The sequence below is a fragment of the Pantoea sp. S18 genome, from assembly GCF_045689705.1.
Taxonomy (GTDB): Bacteria; Pseudomonadota; Gammaproteobacteria; order Enterobacterales; family Enterobacteriaceae; genus Pantoea; species Pantoea symbiotica.
In genome coordinates this window covers 4,156,676-4,174,524 of sequence record NZ_CP142688.1, presented here as the reverse complement: position 1 = coordinate 4,174,524, position 17,849 = coordinate 4,156,676, and the positions used below count along the sequence as shown (strand labels likewise).

The following is a 17,849-nucleotide window of genomic DNA, read 5'->3' as shown; positions in this document are numbered from 1 at the left end:
TTCAGGACTGCTGTTTTTCCGCATCCGTCAGATAACGTACTTTGCGCGTATAATCCTGGCCTCTAAAAGTGAGTGGCTGAGTGGGATCATGTAAATACTTTTGCCATTCACTCAATGGAAAACCACCGTGCGCGCCAATGACCTGCGATGGAATAACTGCTGGTTGTCCGCCAATTCGCTTAGAAACAGGCCAGTTGACCCAATCACCTAAGTTAATTGTTTTAATATCCAGCAGATCTAATAATGCTGCGAGTGGTAATTGGTCTGTTGGTGGCTGATTATCGCTCATCAGCTCCCATGTGTCCTGAAAAAGTGCGGACCATAAGGGACAAAGGCGTTTCCACGTTGATCGCGTTGCTACAAGATATGCGCTATTAACGTGATCCTCAAAGACTGGTCGCACCGCATTTTTATAATAAGCAGGAATGAGTTCCTTAGGTATTTCAGCCATTTTGGCAATCATCTTTCCCTGTCGGAAGCTGCTATAAAGAGAGTGTTCTTGTATTTTAGCTTCTGGGTCTTGTAGCAAATTTAAATCAGAATCAATCATTAAGATTCCATCGCCCTTAGCCTGCAATGGCGCCTGAATTTTAATTAGGCGGCTGCGATAAATTTGCTTATAACGATAGCTCTCCTCCCGCAAAGGTACATCAAGAGTTGCTACCCGCACTTTCTGCGGTAGCGCAGGAAAAAGCGAGGCAGGTTGATCGCTGACTATAACAATTTCTTCAAGATTTTTTGCAAAGCGACTTGCGAACTCAGCGCTTAAAACGGCTTCTTCAATGTAATCTGATCCGGTACAGGGAATAACCACTGAGCTGATTGCAATCTTACCTTTTTCCGCTTCTTGCTTATAAGGAATATTATGCCGAGAGCGCACGTATCGGTGATTTTTATTAAATAATTCAAACATGAGATCTCCTTTCAATACTCTTTTCCAATATCATTTCAACCCCCGCGACATAGTTTTCAATCGCGTAGCATTCGCGCACGCGTGATTCCGCAGTATTAATCAGGCGCTGGCGCAAGCTTGCGTCTTGCCATAAAGCGGCAAGATGAACGCTTAATTGTTTAACATCGCCGTATTCAAAAATTAATCCGGTCTCATTGTGGTTAATTAACTCTGCGGTGCCCACGACATTCGAACCAATAACGGCCGTTTTCACCAGCATGGCTTCCAGCACTACGCGCGGTAAGCCTTCACTGCGCGAGGCGAGAATAAAGGCATCAAACGCTGCGAGGTAATCCAGCGGGTTGTTTTGAAAACCGGTAAAAACAACATTCGCTTCAATGTTTTCTTTAAGTGCCAGCTGAACCAGATTTTCATGTTCCGGCCCGGAACCCACCACCACCATTTTCCATTTAGCTTCAGGATGCATGCGTTTAAATTGGCCTAGCGCCTGGAAAATATGATGATTCGCTTTACGTGTAATAAGGGATCCGATCGAGCCAAAAATAAAAGTATCGGGCGAATAAGCAAAGCGCTCGCGCACTTCCTCGCGATGCGGTAACACCTGATGAATATCAATCGCGTTTGACACGGTGAAGCAACGTTGCGCATCAACTCCGCTCTGGCGCAGAGTAAGGTTTACGCCATGCGAAACTGCGATAACGGCATCAACACGTTCATTAACCATCTCGACCAGCGCAGAGTTCATTTGCGGCTCAATGCGGCAGTGTTGAATCAGCGCAACCGGCATACCCTGCACAGCGTGATAGCCTTCAACATTGGTGCTGGGCTGATTATTCATATACAGCGCGTCATATTGCCCAGTCTGCAAGATTGATGAAATTTGTTGGGCGTTTGGCAACACACGCCATTTTTCATCAACCTGGTCAATCATCTGCTTCTTCAGCGAACGGTTAAAAATGAATAGCGTGCGTAACAGCTCTTTAGTGATTTTCGCCCATTTCGGCTGACGACGCTGGGCGATAAAAACCACCGGAATGCCAATCGAATTGAGAATTGACTCAATGGTTTCACTGTTGCCGCGAGAATAGTTGTTGTAGAAACAGCAGGTGATATCGAACCTCTGCCGATCAATGCGCTTGAGCAACTCGAGCATACTGTTGGTACCGCCGCCCCATTCGCGGCCGGTATCCAACAGCAGAATTTTTCTTCTCATTGAATTTCCTTTTCCCGATCTCAGAAGAGCTGCTTTATTGACTGAACCAATGGGCTTTGCACAATGCTGTCATTGATCAACTCAACGGCGTGGCGCTGCGGCACCGGCGACAACGGCTTGTTCGGCTTACACACGCCTGGCGCGCGGAAACGCGGAGGCTGCGTTTTGGATGGCGGCGGAGTCGTGCCCTGATGCAGCGGCTCATTCAGTAACTGGCTTGGCCGCACTAACGTGATATCGGCTGGTAGTGTCGGCAGCATCTGCTGCAGGACACGCACCGTCGTAGGATGCGGATGACCAATGGCGATGGCATAACCATCGCGCTGCGCCAGTTTCACCGCGCGGGTAAACTGCGTGCGGATTGAAGCCTCATCCTGGCTATCGTCAAGGAATACGCGACGCTTCAGTACTTTAACGTTAGTGCCTTGCGCGGCCGGGATCGACTGACTGTTGCCAATCGTCATGCTATCGAGAAAGTAGTAGTTGTAATGATTGAGCACCTGCATCACTTTCTGCATACCGGGCAAGCTGGACGTCATTTTGCTGCCCATATGGTTATTCAGCCCGACGGCGTAAGGCACTTTGCCACTGGCTTCACGAATAATCCGTTCGATTTCCGTGCTGCTCATCTCTGGCGTCAGCGTGTCTTTCTCCAGCGGCTGTTTGCTCAGCGGCGCCATCGGCAGGTGAATCAGCACTTCGCGACCGCCCTGATGCGCTTTCGTCGCCATCTCACGCGCATGAGGCGCATTCGGCAGGACCGCAACGGAAATCGCGGTGGGCATCTGCAGCACTTTATTCTCTTCTTTTGGCCGATAACCGAAGTCGTCGATCACGATGGAGAGTTTTCCCGCATGGGCGGAAAGTGAGAGAAACAGGCCGCACAGGGCGGCCGAGAGCTTAGAGGGTTGAAACAAAACTTATCTTCCTAACCACGGTAGTGGATTGACGGCCTGTCCCTGGCGTCGGATTTCAAAGTAGAGCGAAGGCGTGCCGCGGCCGCCGCTGGTGCCCACAAGGGCGATAGGCTGTCCTGCCTTCACCTGAGCACCCACGCTCACCAGTGCGCTTTGGTTGTAGCCATAAAGGCTCATATCACCTTTACCGTGTTCCAGAACCACAACCAGACCATAGCCTTGCAGCCAGTCGGCCATCAATACGCGTCCATCAGCGATGGCTTTCACTTCGGTGCCTTCTGGCGCATCAACCACCAGACCTTTCCAGCGCAATTCGCCCTGCATCGATTCACCGAAGCGATGTTCAATGCGTCCACGTACCGGCCAAACCGCTTGCCCGCCGGGCTTGCCTAATCCTCCGGTACGCGCCATCAGCTCGCGCTCACTCTGCGTTGGCTGATAGTTTGATCCTTTGGCTTTCGCCTGTGCCTGACGTTGACGCACTTTTTCCGCCTCGCGCGCTTCACGTTCGGCACGTTCACGCGCTTCACGCTCAGCCTTGGCGATTTTGCTCTGCAGTCGGCTTTCGTTCTCACGCATCTCAACCAGGTCAGCCTGATCTTTCTCCAGCGAGCTTTCCAGTACGGTGAGCGTTTTCTTACGCGCCGCGCTAGCTACTTCCAGCTTGCTTTGCTGCGTCTGCTGCTGAGCTAACAACGATTTTTGCTGATCCTGTTTACCCCGCAATGATTGGCGCTGTTCCGCTAATTGCTGTTGGGTTTGCTTGAGATCGTCGATGTTTTTCTGGCGAGCGGCATTGAGATAGCCGAAATAGGCAAGGATACGCTCACTGCGCTGGGCTTCTTCGCCACCAAGCAGCAACTGTAGACCATTGTGCTGTCCCTGACGAAAGGCGGCATCAAGCTGTTGTGCCAGCAATTTTTCCTGCTGCGCTTGCTGCTTTTCTAACCGGGAAATAGAGGAGGTGACCTGCGCGATTTCACCCTCGAGCGTGCTAAGGCTGTTACGCGTTTCGCGTAGCTGACGGCTGGCCTGCGCAATCACTTTTTCCTGACTTTGCAGTTGATCCAATAGTTTACTGCGCTGCACTTTCTGTGCTTTAACGCTTTTCTCTTTCTCAGCGATATCCTGCTGAATGGACTTCAATTGCGTTTTACTGTCATCCGCACTGCGAGCGGCAGCAGGAAGTAATAATGTGCCCGCCAGAAGCAGACTCAGGGAGATTTCGGACCAGCGAAATGACAACGGAATCGCAGTGCCGTTGTGACGGGTCCTTGTGTGTGTAACGGTCGCTTTTCCCTTCATAGTCGATAATTATTCCACGATGAACAGCCGCTTACCAGTTAGCCCGGCCGGGTTTTACTTTGCTAAAAATGTCTGTACCGAGCTTACCGGCATAAACTTTGTCTTAATTTTGGGATTAGAACACTTTTTTTGGAAAATGACGCACAAATCGTAACTCTGTTCCCTTAGCGACTGTACATGCGAAGTGGCGCAGGTATACTCAGAACCCTTGTTTTAGCTTATCAGCCCGGTTTGGAGTCGTTACCCCTCATGCAAGAAATTATGCAGTTTGCAAGCAATCACCCCATCCTCAGTCTGGCATGGGTCGCTTTACTCGTTCTCGTGATTGTGACCACCGTTAAAGGTATGTTCTCTAAAGTAAAAACCATCAGTCGTGGTGAAGCAACCCACCTGATTAACAAAGAGGACGCGGTGGTGGTAGACGTTCGTTCACGTGACGATTACCGCAAAGGACACATTTCTGGGGCTATCAACGTAGCGGCAGCAGACATCAAAAAAGAGAGCTTTGGCGAGCTGGAAAAGCACAAGTCACAGCACATAATTGTAGTTTGCGCGACCGGTCAAAGTGCGGGTGAATCTGCGGCGAAATTGAGCGCAGCGGGCTTCGAGAAAGTCTCCGTATTGAAAGATGGCGTGAGCGGCTGGAGTGGTGAAAATCTGCCACTGGTGCGCGGTAAATAACTTCTTCGAGGTAACCGTATGGCGAATGTAGAGATCTACACCAAAGTCACTTGTCCTTATTGCCACCGTGCAAAGGCGTTGTTGGATCAGAAAGGCGTGTCGTTCCAGGAGATTCCCATTGACGGGAACGCGGCGAAACGTGAAGAGATGATTCAACGCAGCGGCCGTACGACGGTGCCACAGATTTTTATTGATGCGCAGCATATTGGCGGCTGTGACGATCTTTACGCGCTGGATGGGCGTCAGGGACTTGATCCTCTACTCCAGGCATAACTTTTCGGTCAGACAATTTTAACTCACAGGATTTAGACACATGTCAGAGCAAAGCAACAGCGAAATGCAGTTCCAGATTCAACGTGTTTACACCAAAGATGTTTCTTACGAAGCGCCAAACGCACCACAGGTTTTCCAGAAAGAGTGGGAACCGGAAGTGAAGCTGGACCTGGACACCGCCTCTTCTCAGCTGGCTGATGGCGTTTTTGAAGTCGTTCTGCGTGTTACCGTAACCGCAACCGTTGGCGAAGAAACCGCATTCCTGTGCGAAGTCCAGCAGGCGGGTATTTTCACCATCAGCGGTATCGAAGGTACGCAGATGGCACATTGCCTCGGCGCGTACTGCCCGAACATTCTGTTCCCGTATGCACGCGAATGCGTAACCAGCCTTGTGTCTCGTGGTACTTTCCCGCAGCTCAACCTGGCGCCAGTTAACTTTGATGCGCTGTTCATGAACTATCTGCAGCAGCAAGGTGAAGGCGAAGCGCCACATCAGGATGCCTGATGACTACACTCAACGCTTCAATTAGCGTCATCGGTGCCGGCTCGTACGGCACCGCATTGGCCATCACGCTGGCCCGTAATGGCCATCCGGTCCTGCTCTGGGGCCACAATCCTCAAAGCGTGGCGCAGCTGCAAGCTGACCGCTGCAATGCCGCTTTCCTGCCCGATGTTCCTTTCCCTGATAATCTCGTTCCTGAAGCCGATCTGGCTACCGTTGTTAACGCCAGTCGCGATCTGCTGGTCGTGGTGCCGAGCCATGTATTTGGCGACGTGCTGACGCAGCTCAAGCCGCATTTGCGTGCCGATTCACGGATTGTCTGGGCGACTAAAGGACTGGAAAAAGAGACCGGCCGTTTGCTGCAGGATGTGGCGCGTGAAATCCTCGGCGATGCAATTCCGTTAGCGGTGATTTCCGGACCAACCTTTGCTAAAGAGCTGGCTGCTGGTATGCCAACGGCTATCGCACTGGCATCCACCGATGCGGAGTTCGCTGAAGACCTGCAGCAGAAGCTGCACTGCGGCAAAAGTTTCCGCGTCTACAACAATCAGGATTTCATCGGCGTGCAATTAGGCGGCGCGGTGAAGAACGTGATTGCGATTGGTGCGGGGATTTCTGACGGCATTGGCTTTGGTGCCAACGCGCGTACCGCCTTAATCACGCGTGGCCTGACGGAAATGAGCCGCCTCGGTGCAGCGCTGGGAGCCGATGCCACCACCTTTATGGGCATGGCCGGTTTAGGCGATTTGGTGCTGACCTGTACCGATAATCAGTCGCGCAACCGTCGTTTCGGCATGATGCTGGGGCAAGGCGAGAGCGTAGACGATGCGCAACGCATTATCGGACAAGTTGTAGAAGGCTACAGAAACACCAAAGAAGTCAAAGCATTGGCCGCACGAGTTGGCGTAGAAATGCCAATTACCGAGCAGATTTATCAGGTGCTCTATTGCGGAAAATCAGCGCGAGAGGCAGCATTGACTTTACTTGGCCGTGCAAGGAAGGACGAAAACAGCCAAAGCTGAAGCAGGATGCGCCAGCGTCACCACCTGTAGCGCCCTATCAGGCGCTTTTTTTATCGGGAGCAAACAGCAATGTCGTCTGAAGAGTTAGAACTGGTCTGGAACCATATCAAAGCTGAAGCCAGAGCACTGGCCGACTGTGAACCGATGCTGGCCAGCTTTTACCATGCGACATTGCTTAAACACGAAAACCTTGGCAGCGCGCTGAGTTACATGCTCGCCAACAAGCTGGCGAACCCGATCATGCCAGCCATCGCCATCCGCGAAATCGTGGAAGAAGCCTATCGTGAAGACCCAGAGATGATTGTCTCCGCGGCCTACGATATTCAGGCTGTGCGTCAGCGCGATCCCGCCGTTGATAAATACTCCACGCCGCTGCTCTACCTCAAAGGTTTCCACGCCCTGCAGGCCTATCGCATTGGTAACTGGTTATGGAGAGAAGGTCGCCGCGCACTGGCGGTTTATCTGCAGAACGAAATCTCCGTCTCGTTTGCCGTGGATATTCATCCGGCGGCGCGCATTGGTCGCGGCATCATGCTTGACCACGCCACCGGCATTGTTATCGGCGAAACGGCCATCATTGAAAATGACGTTTCAATCCTGCAATCGGTGACGCTCGGCGGTACCGGGAAAACCAGCGGCGATCGCCATCCGAAAATCCGTGAAGGTGTAATGATTGGCGCGGGTGCCAAGATTCTTGGCAACATTGAAGTGGGGCGCGGTGCGAAAATCGGTGCTGGTTCCGTTGTCCTGCAGCCTGTACCGCCGCATACCACGGCGGCCGGCGTGCCAGCGCGCATTGTCGGTAAACCGACCAGCGACAAACCGTCGATGGATATGGATCAGCACTTCAACGGTGCGGGCTTTGAGTACGGCGACGGCATCTAGCCTTTGATCAGTGCGCCAGCATAATCGAGCTGGCGCCACGCTTCATACACGACCACAGAAACCGCATTAGACAAATTCATGCTGCGGCTTTCCGCCATCATCGGAATACGGATTTTCTGCTCAGCGGGTAGCGCGTTGAGGATATCTGCGGGTAAACCACGACTCTCCGGACCAAACACCAAATAATCACCCTTTTGATAACTCACTGCGCTGTGCGCAGGCGTTCCTTTGGTGGTGAGCGCGAACATGCGCTGAGGCGCTTCCGTCGCCAGAAATGCCGCGTAATTGGCGTGTTTTTTTAAGGCGGTATATTCGTGGTAATCCAGCCCGGCGCGGCGCAGGCGCTTATCATCCCAGGCAAAGCCCAGCGGTTCAATCAGGTGTAACTGGAAACCGGTATTTGCGCACAAGCGAATGATGTTGCCGGTATTTGGCGGAATTTCAGGTTCAAATAAGACAATGTTTAGCATAAGGCCCCCAGAAACGAGGGCCGAAGCATAACAAATTATTGACGGGCGGAGTACAGCGGCAGCCACAGCGTAAGGCGTAAACCCCCGAGCGGGCTGTCATCGGCTTTGACCCAGCCGCGATGCTGCTGGATGGCCGTTTCGACGATCGCCAGGCCCAATCCGGTGCCGCCTGATTCACGATCGCGCGCCTCATCGGTGCGGTAGAACGGACGGAAAATCTGCTCGCGATCTTCTGGGCTGACGCCCGGACCATCATCATCGACGTGAATGGTAATGCCTTCGATATCCACCGAGAAGCTGACGCTGATATGCGAATTCGAATAGCGCAGCGCATTACGCACGATATTCTCCAGCGCACTCTCCAGCGCATGTGGATTACCGTACAGCGGCCACGGACCAGGCGGATAAGGCACTTCCATTAGTTTGCCCATCTGCTCGGCTTCAAATTTGGCATCTTCCAGCACGCCGTTCCACAGCTGGTTGGCCTTCATTGCTTCGCTAACCAGCGCGTTATTGTGCTGCGTACGCGACAGCACCAGCAAATCGTTAATCATGCCATCAAGACGCTGCGCTTCCGTTTCGATGCGTTGCAGCTCTTTGCCTTCACCATTACGGCGACGCAGTAACGCGGTTGCCAGCTGCAAGCGAGTCAATGGTGTACGCAGTTCATGGCTGATATCAGATAGCAAACGCTGTTGCGCCGTCATCATGCGTTCGAGTGCGCTCACCATTTGGTTGAAACTCGAACCCGCCGCCAGAAACTCTTGCGGCCCCGATTCCAGTTCCGGATGCTGACGTAAATTGCCGCTTGCCACTTCATCCGCTGCATATTTAAGTTTGCGGGCGGGACGCGCCAGGCTCCACGCCAGCCACAGCAGCAGTGGTGAGCTAATCAGCATAGTGACAATCAGCAGCAGAAGCGGACGGTCAAACAGCAGATTGACGAAATCGAGCTGTGAGCTGGTGGCAGGACGAATCAGGTAGAGCTGATAGTTGTCTTCGCCATCGCGTACCGCGAAAGGCCCAACCATTTCAACGCGACCATACTTTTTCTTTTGTGGGTGGTCGGCGTTATCCGACTGCCCAATAAAGTTACGGATGATCTGCATTTCATTGTGCTGCGCGCCAATCACCCGGCCTTCGCTGGTCACCAATAACAAGCGCTGGCCGGGCGGCGCCCATTTGTCGATGGAACGGAACAGGCGACGCCACCACATTAAGTCGTTTGGCGGATCTTGTGACAGCTCCGCTTCAACGTGCTGTTCAATCATGGTGCCCTGACGCTGCTCGCTTTCCAGTAATGCGGTCATCTGGCGCGAATCGAGTTTGGGCACCATTAAAACCAGCATCAACACCAGCGCTAGCGTGAGCCAGAAGATGGCGAAGATGCGTGTGGTTAAACTTCCAATCATGATGCCGAAACCATCAGATAGCCGCGTCCGCGCAGGGTTTTAAACCACGGATGACCATCACGACGTTCCGGCAATTTACGACGCAGATTAGAAATGTGCATATCAATAGCGCGGTCAAAAGGCGTCAGACGTTTGCCCAACACTTCCTGACTAAGGTGCTCACGCGATACCACCTGACCCAGATGCTGTGCCAGCAAATAGAGCAGGGTGAATTCGGTACCGGTGAGATCCAACGTTTCGCTATCAAAGCTGGCTTCCTGACGACCTGGATTCAGGCGCAGGCAGTCGACTTCCAGCGTCGGTGAGCTGTTATCGTGCTGCTGTTGCTGCTCGCTCCAGTTTGAACGGCGCAAAATGGCACGAATACGCGCCACCAGTTCGCGATCGTTAAACGGTTTAGGCAGATAGTCATCTGCGCCCAGTTCAAGGCCCAGAACGCGGTCCAGTTCGCTGCCACGTGCAGTCAGCATAATGACCGGAGTTTGGTGCTGTTGGCGTAGTTCTTTCAACGTGTCGATACCGTTCTTCTTCGGCATCATTACATCAAGCAATAACAAGTCCACGGTGTTGTCTAGCAGGTTAAGCGCCTGCTCACCATCGCTTGCCACAATGACTTCAAAACCTTCCATCTCAAGCAGTTCTTTAAGCAGCGAAGTTAATTCGCGGTCGTCATCAACCAACAGGATTTTATTCATTTTTTATTGCCCTCCGCAGGCAAAATACCGTGTTCCTTGACTTGCAATCCAACGCTTTACGTAGTTTTACACCCCCTGACGGATGTTTGCAGCCACCGCCGTACACTGGCTCTCGTTGAATCGCAAAACGGAACGAACTGGGAGTTAACGATGCGCTACTTAACCGCCGTCGTCATTGCCTCAGCGATGGTTCTCAGTCACGCCAGCGCCGAAGCAGCAGACACGACGACGATTGACGAGATGCATCCGAACAGCGGATTGACGACAGGCAGTATGACGCAAAATCCGCAAAGCTACATGTTCGATGGTATTGAGCTGACTGAACAACAGCGGCAACAGATGCGAGACCTGATGCAGCAAGCGCGACACGAACGCCCAACAATCAGCGTTCAAGATATAGAAACTATGCATGACCTTGTGATTGCAGACAAATTTAACGAATCGGCTATTCGACAGCAGGCAGAGAAACAAGCCCGCGCAGCGATAGAACAGCAAGTCGAGATGGCTCGGGTTCGTAATCAGATGTACCACCTGCTAACGCCTGCACAGCAAGCGACATTGCAGAAAAATTATGAGCGACGATTAGCTGAAGTTCGTCGACTCTCAGGATTGCAGCCATCATCACCGCTGCAAGCAGTGAGTAGTACCAGCAGTAACCAGTAACATAGTATCCCTGTTTTCCTTGCCATAGACACCATCCCTGTCTTCCCCCGCATGATGCGGGGGTTTTTTTTGCCTGTCATTTCTCTCTAACATCATTGTCTTAAAATTCAATCACGCAGCACACTTCTGCCGATGATAAACTTTAGCCATCTTGAGACCTAAAGGCCGCACCCATAAAGCGTGCGACCCGGCGAGGCATAGCATGGATTCTTCCTATGCAAAGTTAGTCAATCGGGCGGCGTTAGCGGCGACTACGCTGGCGACGTTGCTGTTAATCGTGAAAATTTTTGCCTGGTGGCACACCGGTTCAGTCAGCATGTTGGCGGCGTTAGTGGATTCATTGGTCGATATTGCCGCTTCACTCACCAACTTGCTGGTGGTGCGCTATTCATTGCAGCCGGCCGATGACGATCACACCTTCGGCCATGGTAAAGCCGAATCATTGGCCGCGCTGGCGCAAAGCATGTTTATCTCCGGCTCGGCGCTGTTTCTGTTTCTCACCGGTATTCAGCATCTGGCATCGCCCGAAACCTTACATGCGCCGCTGGTGGGCATTGTGGTGACGGTGATTGCGCTGTTTTCAACCCTGACGTTGGTTGCCTTCCAGCGCTGGGTGGTGCGTCGCACGCGCAGCCAGGCGATTCGCGCAGACATGCTGCACTATCAATCTGATGTGGTGATGAACGGCGCAATATTGGTCGCACTCGGTTTGAGCAGCTATGGTTTTGTACGGGCGGATGCATTGTTCGCGCTCGGCATCGGCGTTTACATTCTCTATAACGCCTTGCGGATGGGCTATGACGCGGTACAGGCGCTGCTAGACCGCGTACTGCCCGAGCATGAAACGCAGGAGATCATCAACGTGGTGACCAACTGGCCGGGCGTACGTGGCGCACATGCATTGCGCACACGGCAATCGGGCCCTACGCGTTTTATCCAGCTGCATCTGGAGATGGAAGATCAGTTGCCGTTGGTGCAGGCGCATCAGGTGGCCGATCAAATTGAGCAGGCATTACTAAAGAAGTTTCCCGGCTCAGACGTGATCATCCATCAAGATCCCTGCTCTGTTGTGCCGAGCAATCAACACGGCTTTTTTCAAGGTTAGCGATTTAAAATCATGCAATTACACAAAAAAAGTGACGTAACGCTAACAACTCTGTAAAAAATTAGCGAAAACTTGTCTGACCTGAATCAATTCAGCATCAAGCCTTTGATATACTATTCTGCAACTATTAAGCCATGCGATCGCGAGCTGGTCCACGCCGGACACATGGCAGGAATAATCCTTAGTTTTTGAACAATCCAGAGGTTGTCATGATCAAAAAAATCGGAGTACTGACCAGCGGCGGCGACGCCCCAGGCATGAACGCAGCCATTCGCGGAGTTGTACGTTCCGCGCTGAGTGAAGGACTGGAAGTTTTTGGTATTTACGACGGCTATCTGGGATTGTACGAAGATCGCATGATCAACCTCGACCGCTACAGCGTGTCAGACATGATCAACCGTGGCGGCACCTTCCTCGGTTCCGCACGCTTCCCAGAATTCCGCAACGATGAAGTACGCCAGACCGCGATAGATAACATGAAAAAGCGCGGCATTGATGCGCTGGTGGTTATCGGCGGTGATGGTTCCTACATGGGTGCGAAGCGCCTGACCGAAATGGGCTTCCCATGCATCGGCTTGCCGGGCACCATCGATAACGACGTAGCAGGTACCGATTACACCATTGGCTACTTCACTGCGTTGGAAACTGTAGTTGAAGCGATTGACCGTCTGCGCGACACCTCATCTTCTCACCAGCGCATCTCCATCGTAGAAGTGATGGGCCGTTACTGCGGCGATTTAACGCTGGCGGCAGCGATTGCCGGTGGTTGTGAGTTCATCGTGCTGCCTGAAATCCCATATACCCGTGAAGAGCTGGTTTCAGAGATCAAAGCGGGCATCGCCAAAGGTAAAAAACACGCCATCGTGGCGATTACCGAGCACATCTGCGATATCGACGATCTGGCGCACTTCATTGAAGCTGAAACCAAACGCGAAACCCGCGCCACCGTTCTTGGTCACATTCAGCGTGGCGGCGCACCTTGTGCCTATGACCGCATCCTGGCATCGCGCATGGGTTCTTACTCCATTGAGCTGCTGCTGCAAGGTTATGGCGGCCGCTGCGTCGGTATTCAGAACGAGAAGATGGTGCATCACGACATCATCGATGCGATTGAAAATATGAAGCGTCCATTCAAACGCGACTGGCTTGATACCGCGAAAAAACTCTACTAATTCCCTATCAAGGCGCGACGAGATTCGCGCCTTTTTTAATGCCTGCTTATATTCCCTCCAGTTATAACAGCTTATTTTTAATTCTTTAATCCGTGGATAAGTTTGTGTCAGTCTTGTTCTATAACGACCTCGGGAGAGCAAGCAATGAATAAGTGGAGTATTGGTGTCACCCTGTTACTGGCTTCAACCAGTGTTCTGGCAAAGGATATTCAGCTGTTAAACGTCTCTTACGATCCAACCCGTGAGCTGTACGAACAGTACAACAAAGCGTTTAGCGCGCATTACAAGCAGGAAACCGGCGACAACGTGGTAATTCGCCAGTCGCACGGCGGTTCCGGTAAACAAGCGACCTCAGTGATCAATGGCATCCGTGCTGATGTGGTTACGCTGGCGCTGCAATCTGATGTAGATGCTATTGCTGACCGTGGTCGTATTAATAAAGACTGGATTAAACGCCTGCCGGATAACTCCGCGCCATACACCTCGACCATCGTGTTCCTGGTGCGTAAAGGCAACCCGAAAGGCATTCATGATTGGCCGGATCTGATTAAACCGGGCGTTTCCGTCATCACGCCCAATCCGAAAACCTCGGGCGGCGCACGCTGGAACTATCTGGCTGCATGGGGCTGGGCGCTGGATCAGAATCATGGCGATCAGGCCAAAGCGTTGGCTTACGTGAAATCGCTGTTTAAGAACGTGGAAGTACAGGATTCCGGTGCACGTGGCGCGACTAACACCTTCGTAGAACGCGGCATTGGCGATGTGCTGATTGCGTGGGAAAACGAAGCCTATCTGGCGGTGGATAAGCTGGGTAAAGACAAGTTTGAAATCGTGACCCCAAGTGAATCGATTCTGGCGGAGCCAACGGTTTCAGTGGTAGATAAAGTGGTCGACGAGCAGGGCACTCGTAAAGTGGCCGAAGATTACCTCAAGTATCTCTACTCGCCGGAAGGCCAGACCATCGCGGCGGAGAATTTCTACCGTCCACGTGATGAAGCCGTTGCGAAGAAGTTTGCCAATAAATTCGCGCCGGTAAAACTGTTCACTATCGACAGCAAGTTTGGTGGCTGGACGCAAGCCCAGAAAACCCACTTCGCCGATGGCGGCAGTTACGATCAGGTGATGAAGCCATAACGAATAAAAAAACGGCCAGCGAGAATGCTGGCCGTTTTGTTTTAGTCCGTGACTTTCATCACCTGCCAGGCGAGGATGCTGGCAGGTGATGAACAGAGGAATCGGGCTATGCAGGGCAGTCGTCGTACCCTGAAGTTACTTACCGCATTATTGGTGCTGTTGATTGTTGGACTGATCGCCGGCGCCATCCATTTCCATAAAAACTCCAACGCCCTGTGGCAGATTATCAGCGAGAAGTGCGTGCCAAATATGGCGGCGACGGGCAAACCCGCGCCATGCCAGCAGGTGAACAGCGCGCAGGGTTACGTCACGCTGAAAGATCTCAACGGTCCGTTGCAGTATCTGCTGATGCCGATTGAAAAAATTACCGGTATGGAAAGTCCGATCCTTCTTGAAACCGCAACGCCGAACCTGTTTGCCGAGGCCTGGCAGCAACGCACATTGCTGGCGCAGAAGCACGGCGCGCCGATCCCCGATAGCGCGCTGTCGCTGGCCATCAATGCGCAATACGGGCGTACGCAGAATCAGCTGCATATTCATATTTCCTGTCTGCGGCCGGATGTGCGTCAGCAGCTGGATGCGCTGGCACCGAGGCTGAACGTGAAGTGGCAGAGTGAAACGCTGCGTAAGCATCGTTATCTGGTGCGGTCGATTTCTAAGGAAGAACTGGCGCAGCAGAGTGCGTTTATCCGTCTGGCGGATGAAGTGCCGCATGCGCGCACCGAGATGGGGAAATACGGGTTGGCGCTGGCACAATTGCCGGATGGCCGTTTAGCGCTGTTGGCGCTGGAGCGTAACTGGCTGAAACTGAATAGCGGCTCGGCGGAAGAGTTGCAGGATCATAAATGCAGCATATTGCCGCAATAATCGTTGAGGCGATAACCAGGTGCGCATGAATGCGCACCCTACAAAACCGACGTACGGCTCCATTTGTCGTAGGGTCGCCATTCATGGCGACCAATAAAAAAAGGCGGCTAATCAGCCGCCTTTTTCTGCATCAAAAACGCTGACTTACGCGTTTTTCGCTGCTGCTGCCGCTTTCACGATCACCGCAAAAGCATCCGCTTTCAGTGAAGCACCGCCAACCAGCGCGCCATCGATATCTGGCTGGGTGAACAGCTCAGCGGCGTTTTTGTCGTTGACCGAGCCGCCGTACTGAATGATCACTTGCTGAGCGATAGCTGCATCTTTCTTCGCGATATGGTCACGAATGAATTTGTGCACCGCCTGAGCCTGCGCTGGAGTAGCTGATTTGCCGGTACCGATAGCCCAAACTGGCTCGTAAGCGATAACCGCGCCTTCGAACGCTGCAGCGCCCTGAGTTTCCAGCACGGCGTCGATCTGGCGTGCGCACACTTCTTCCGTTTTGCCCGCTTCGTTTTCTGCGTCAGTTTCACCGATGCACAGAACCGGCACCAGGCCAGCTTCTTTCACTACGGCAAATTTCTTCGCGATGAACTCGTCGCTCTCTTTGTGGTAGGTGCGGCGCTCAGAGTGGCCGATGATGATGTATTTCGCGCCAACGTCTTTCAGCATGTCTGCGGAAGTTTCGCCAGTGAATGCGCCAGACAGATTAACGTCAACGTTCTGAGCACCCAGAGCAATGTGGCTACCGGAAATGGCGTGTTTCGCCAAGTCCAGATAGATGGCTGGCGGTGCAATCGCGACGCCACAACCATCAACACCAGACAGCTCTTTGCGCAGGCCTTCAATCAGCTCTTTAGTGATCTGCTTGCTACCGTTCAGTTTCCAGTTACCCATAACCAGTGGATGTCGCATTCTTTCCTCCGCATAACGCGATTCATGAAATAGCGCTGCCATCGGGCAGCGATGTCTGCGAGACAGTATAGAGATCAAATGCGTTGCTGGCTTTGCTTTTCGTCATTTTTGCCGGTGCGATCAGGGCGTCGCGAGCGCCAGTTTTATCGGCTCAACGGCGAAGGTCAAACCCTTGTCGCCGTTGTCTGCTACCACGAAACGCAAGGCACCTTCGGTGCGGGCAAAATAGCGTGCACCTTTACCGGCGCTGAGCAGGGAATCGAGTTTTTTACGCCCATCTTCGGGCGATAAACCGGGGATGAAGAAGCGCAGCAGGGCGGTCATATAATCCATGGCGCGTGCCTGTGCAGCTTTCATATCGGGGCCGGGAACTGGCAGCCAGGTGATTTGCAGAGTTTTGATTTTGCCGGTGCCTTGCTCCAGCGCCGTTGAGGCATACAGCGTTTCGCTGATTTTGCTGGCGGCACGCGTCAGGTTGCTTTTATCGCCGCGATTATCAATAGCGCGATATTCCTGCAGCAGTTCATTGGGATTGGCCGCGTTGTACTTCTCACGGAACTGAGCAACGGTCATATCGAAGGTCGGCGCACCCGCGAGCAGATAGGGCGCAGCAGGCAGATGATCGCTACGATCTAACGTGGGGGCATCCTCCGCCCAGACGGGAAATGTCAGTGCGAGGCCAAGCAGCAGCGCGACTGGCAGGTTGTTCATTGCTTCGGCCCTAAATCATTCACTTAGCCCACGATTAGAACGGTTTTTACCGGGCAAAGTCAAAACCCACACTGGGAAAAATCTCACATTCTTTGTGCCGCGCCGATTACCAGTAATGCTCGCTGGTCATATGGCCGGGTTTACGTTTGAAATGTTTGCGCATCTCACGCGTGTCTTTCAGTAACTGCTGGGTATCGCGCACCATCTGTGGATTGCCGCACAGCATCACATGGCTGGTTTCTGCCGTCAGCGGCAAGCCAACCGCACGCTCCAGTGCTCCACTTTCAATCAGCTGCGGTACGCGACCGTGTAGCGAACCGGCGATCTCTTCGCGGCTGACTACCGTTTGAATGTGCAATTTGCCCTGATAGCGCTGCTGCAGCTCTTGCATCAAAGGCAGGAAGCTCAGGTCATCGGCGAAACGCGCGGCGTGCACCAGTACAATATTGTCGAAACGATCCAGATCTTCGCCCTGTTGCAGAATCGATAAATAGGGGCCGATCGCCGTGCCGGTCGCCAGCATCCACAGCGTTTGGCAGTCTGGAATTTCGTCGAGTACAAAGAAACCCGCCGCCTCTTTGGTGATCATTACTTGGTCGCCGGGTTGCAGCGCCTGCAAACGCGGACTCAGTTTGCCTTCCGGCACCGTGACCAGATAAAACTCCAGCAGCGAATCCTGCGGCGCATTGACGTAAGAATAGGCGCGCTGTACGCGCTCACCGTCAATTTCCAGTGCCAGCTTGGCAAACTGCCCCGCCGTAAAGGTATCAATCGGTGCTTCGACGCGCAGGCTGAACAGTGCATCGGTCCAGTTTTTTACTTCTTTAACTTCAGCATTGATCCACTCTGCCATGTTGGCTCCTTATTAATGATTATTCAGGCTCGTTACTATCATCGCCATCGGCCTGATGGATTTCCAGTCGGTACAGCGTCAAAGGGCTCTCAGCGACAAACGCAGCGCACAGATCAGCAACTGTAGCGGGCAGTTTACAATCTG

General features: G+C 52.8%; 20 protein-coding genes. 10 read left to right on the top strand and 10 right to left on the bottom strand.

Features of this window, described 5'->3' with window-relative positions:
* Window position 1: 1 nt before the first annotated feature.
* From VIJ98_RS19445 to envC, 4 genes are read right to left on the bottom strand one after another with little or no spacing between them, the layout of a single operon-like run.
* Window positions 2–913, bottom strand: a complete 912-nt coding sequence (locus tag VIJ98_RS19445) for a hypothetical protein (protein ID WP_154157441.1) — start codon at window positions 911–913, stop codon at window positions 2–4.
* The gene (locus VIJ98_RS19440) at window positions 906–2,126 is read right to left on the bottom strand and encodes a glycosyltransferase (protein ID WP_154157440.1); all 1,221 of its coding nucleotides are present in this window, start codon (window positions 2,124–2,126) and stop codon (window positions 906–908) included. The genes VIJ98_RS19445 and VIJ98_RS19440 overlap by 8 nt, the downstream gene beginning before the upstream one ends.
* A gap of 20 nt (window positions 2,127–2,146) precedes the next feature.
* Window positions 2,147–3,043, bottom strand: coding sequence for a divergent polysaccharide deacetylase family protein (locus VIJ98_RS19435; RefSeq protein ID WP_154157439.1), 897 nt, complete (start codon window positions 3,041–3,043; stop codon window positions 2,147–2,149).
* A gap of 3 nt (window positions 3,044–3,046) precedes the next feature.
* The gene (envC, locus tag VIJ98_RS19430) at window positions 3,047–4,348 is read right to left on the bottom strand and encodes a murein hydrolase activator EnvC (RefSeq protein ID WP_323275544.1); all 1,302 of its coding nucleotides are present in this window, start codon (window positions 4,346–4,348) and stop codon (window positions 3,047–3,049) included.
* 249 nt (window positions 4,349–4,597) lie between these two features.
* Between envC and VIJ98_RS19425 the strand changes: the two genes are divergently transcribed.
* From VIJ98_RS19425 to cysE, 5 genes are all read left to right on the top strand, one after another.
* Window positions 4,598–5,029, top strand: a complete 432-nt coding sequence (locus VIJ98_RS19425) for a rhodanese-like domain-containing protein (protein ID WP_008109709.1) — start codon at window positions 4,598–4,600, stop codon at window positions 5,027–5,029.
* Between the two features lie 18 nt (window positions 5,030–5,047).
* On the top strand, window positions 5,048–5,302 hold the full coding sequence (grxC, locus tag VIJ98_RS19420; RefSeq protein ID WP_007885328.1) for a glutaredoxin 3: 255 nt from the start codon (window positions 5,048–5,050) through the stop codon (window positions 5,300–5,302).
* Window positions 5,303–5,342: 40 nt separating this feature from the next.
* Window positions 5,343–5,807 carry a protein-export chaperone SecB gene (gene secB, locus VIJ98_RS19415; protein ID WP_007885330.1) on the top strand — a complete coding sequence of 155 codons (465 nt, stop codon included), beginning with the start codon at window positions 5,343–5,345 and terminating at the stop codon, window positions 5,805–5,807.
* On the top strand, window positions 5,807–6,826 hold the full coding sequence (gpsA, locus tag VIJ98_RS19410; RefSeq protein ID WP_154194956.1) for an NAD(P)H-dependent glycerol-3-phosphate dehydrogenase: 1,020 nt from the start codon (window positions 5,807–5,809) through the stop codon (window positions 6,824–6,826). Before secB ends, gpsA begins: the two co-directional genes overlap by 1 nt.
* Window positions 6,827–6,895: 69 nt before the next feature.
* Window positions 6,896–7,711, top strand: coding sequence for a serine O-acetyltransferase (cysE, locus tag VIJ98_RS19405; protein WP_008109705.1), 816 nt, complete (start codon window positions 6,896–6,898; stop codon window positions 7,709–7,711).
* Here cysE and trmL read toward each other — a convergent pair.
* The 3 genes from trmL to cpxR are packed head-to-tail and all read right to left on the bottom strand — an operon-like array spanning window position 7,708 to window position 10,288.
* On the bottom strand, window positions 7,708–8,181 hold the full coding sequence (gene trmL, locus VIJ98_RS19400; RefSeq protein ID WP_008109703.1) for a tRNA (uridine(34)/cytosine(34)/5-carboxymethylaminomethyluridine(34)-2'-O)-methyltransferase TrmL: 474 nt from the start codon (window positions 8,179–8,181) through the stop codon (window positions 7,708–7,710). The two genes, cysE and trmL, sit on opposite strands and share 4 nt — an antisense overlap.
* Before the next feature lie 35 nt (window positions 8,182–8,216).
* Entirely contained in the window at window positions 8,217–9,593 is a 1,377-nt protein-coding gene (gene cpxA, locus VIJ98_RS19395; RefSeq protein WP_008109701.1) for an envelope stress sensor histidine kinase CpxA, read from the bottom strand.
* A complete protein-coding gene (cpxR, locus tag VIJ98_RS19390; RefSeq protein WP_007885339.1) occupies window positions 9,590–10,288 on the bottom strand; it encodes an envelope stress response regulator transcription factor CpxR in 699 nt (232 codons plus the stop codon). Before cpxR ends, cpxA begins: the two co-directional genes overlap by 4 nt.
* A 150-nt stretch (window positions 10,289–10,438) precedes the next feature.
* Here cpxR and cpxP point away from each other — a divergent pair, with 150 nt between their 5' ends.
* The 5 genes from cpxP to VIJ98_RS19365 all read left to right on the top strand — a co-directional run bounded on the left by cpxP (window position 10,439) and on the right by VIJ98_RS19365 (window position 15,229).
* A complete protein-coding gene (cpxP, locus tag VIJ98_RS19385; protein ID WP_008109700.1) occupies window positions 10,439–10,951 on the top strand; it encodes a cell-envelope stress modulator CpxP in 513 nt (170 codons plus the stop codon).
* Between the two features lie 202 nt (window positions 10,952–11,153).
* Window positions 11,154–12,056, top strand: a complete 903-nt coding sequence (gene fieF / locus VIJ98_RS19380) for a CDF family cation-efflux transporter FieF (protein WP_008109699.1) — start codon at window positions 11,154–11,156, stop codon at window positions 12,054–12,056.
* A 209-nt stretch (window positions 12,057–12,265) separates the two neighbouring features.
* Window positions 12,266–13,228 carry a 6-phosphofructokinase gene (gene pfkA, locus VIJ98_RS19375; RefSeq protein ID WP_007885343.1) on the top strand — a complete coding sequence of 321 codons (963 nt, stop codon included), beginning with the start codon at window positions 12,266–12,268 and terminating at the stop codon, window positions 13,226–13,228.
* 144 nt (window positions 13,229–13,372) lie between these two features.
* Window positions 13,373–14,362, top strand: coding sequence for a sulfate ABC transporter substrate-binding protein (locus VIJ98_RS19370; protein ID WP_061720313.1), 990 nt, complete (start codon window positions 13,373–13,375; stop codon window positions 14,360–14,362).
* Window positions 14,363–14,470: 108 nt separating this feature from the next.
* A complete protein-coding gene (locus VIJ98_RS19365) occupies window positions 14,471–15,229 on the top strand; it encodes a CDP-diacylglycerol diphosphatase (RefSeq protein ID WP_323275539.1) in 759 nt (252 codons plus the stop codon).
* A 144-nt stretch (window positions 15,230–15,373) separates the two neighbouring features.
* Here VIJ98_RS19365 and tpiA read toward each other — a convergent pair whose 3' ends face one another.
* The 3 genes from tpiA to fpr form a co-directional block, all read right to left on the bottom strand.
* Complete coding sequence (gene tpiA / locus VIJ98_RS19360) at window positions 15,374–16,141, bottom strand: triose-phosphate isomerase (RefSeq protein WP_008109693.1); 768 nt, start codon at window positions 16,139–16,141, stop codon at window positions 15,374–15,376.
* 120 nt (window positions 16,142–16,261) lie between these two features.
* Complete coding sequence (locus VIJ98_RS19355) at window positions 16,262–16,852, bottom strand: YiiQ family protein (protein WP_154157435.1); 591 nt, start codon at window positions 16,850–16,852, stop codon at window positions 16,262–16,264.
* 106 nt (window positions 16,853–16,958) lie between these two features.
* Window positions 16,959–17,705 (bottom strand): ferredoxin--NADP(+) reductase, encoded by a 747-nt coding sequence (gene fpr / locus VIJ98_RS19350; RefSeq protein ID WP_154194964.1) that lies wholly within the window; start codon window positions 17,703–17,705, stop codon window positions 16,959–16,961.
* Window positions 17,706–17,849: the final 144 nt, after the last annotated feature.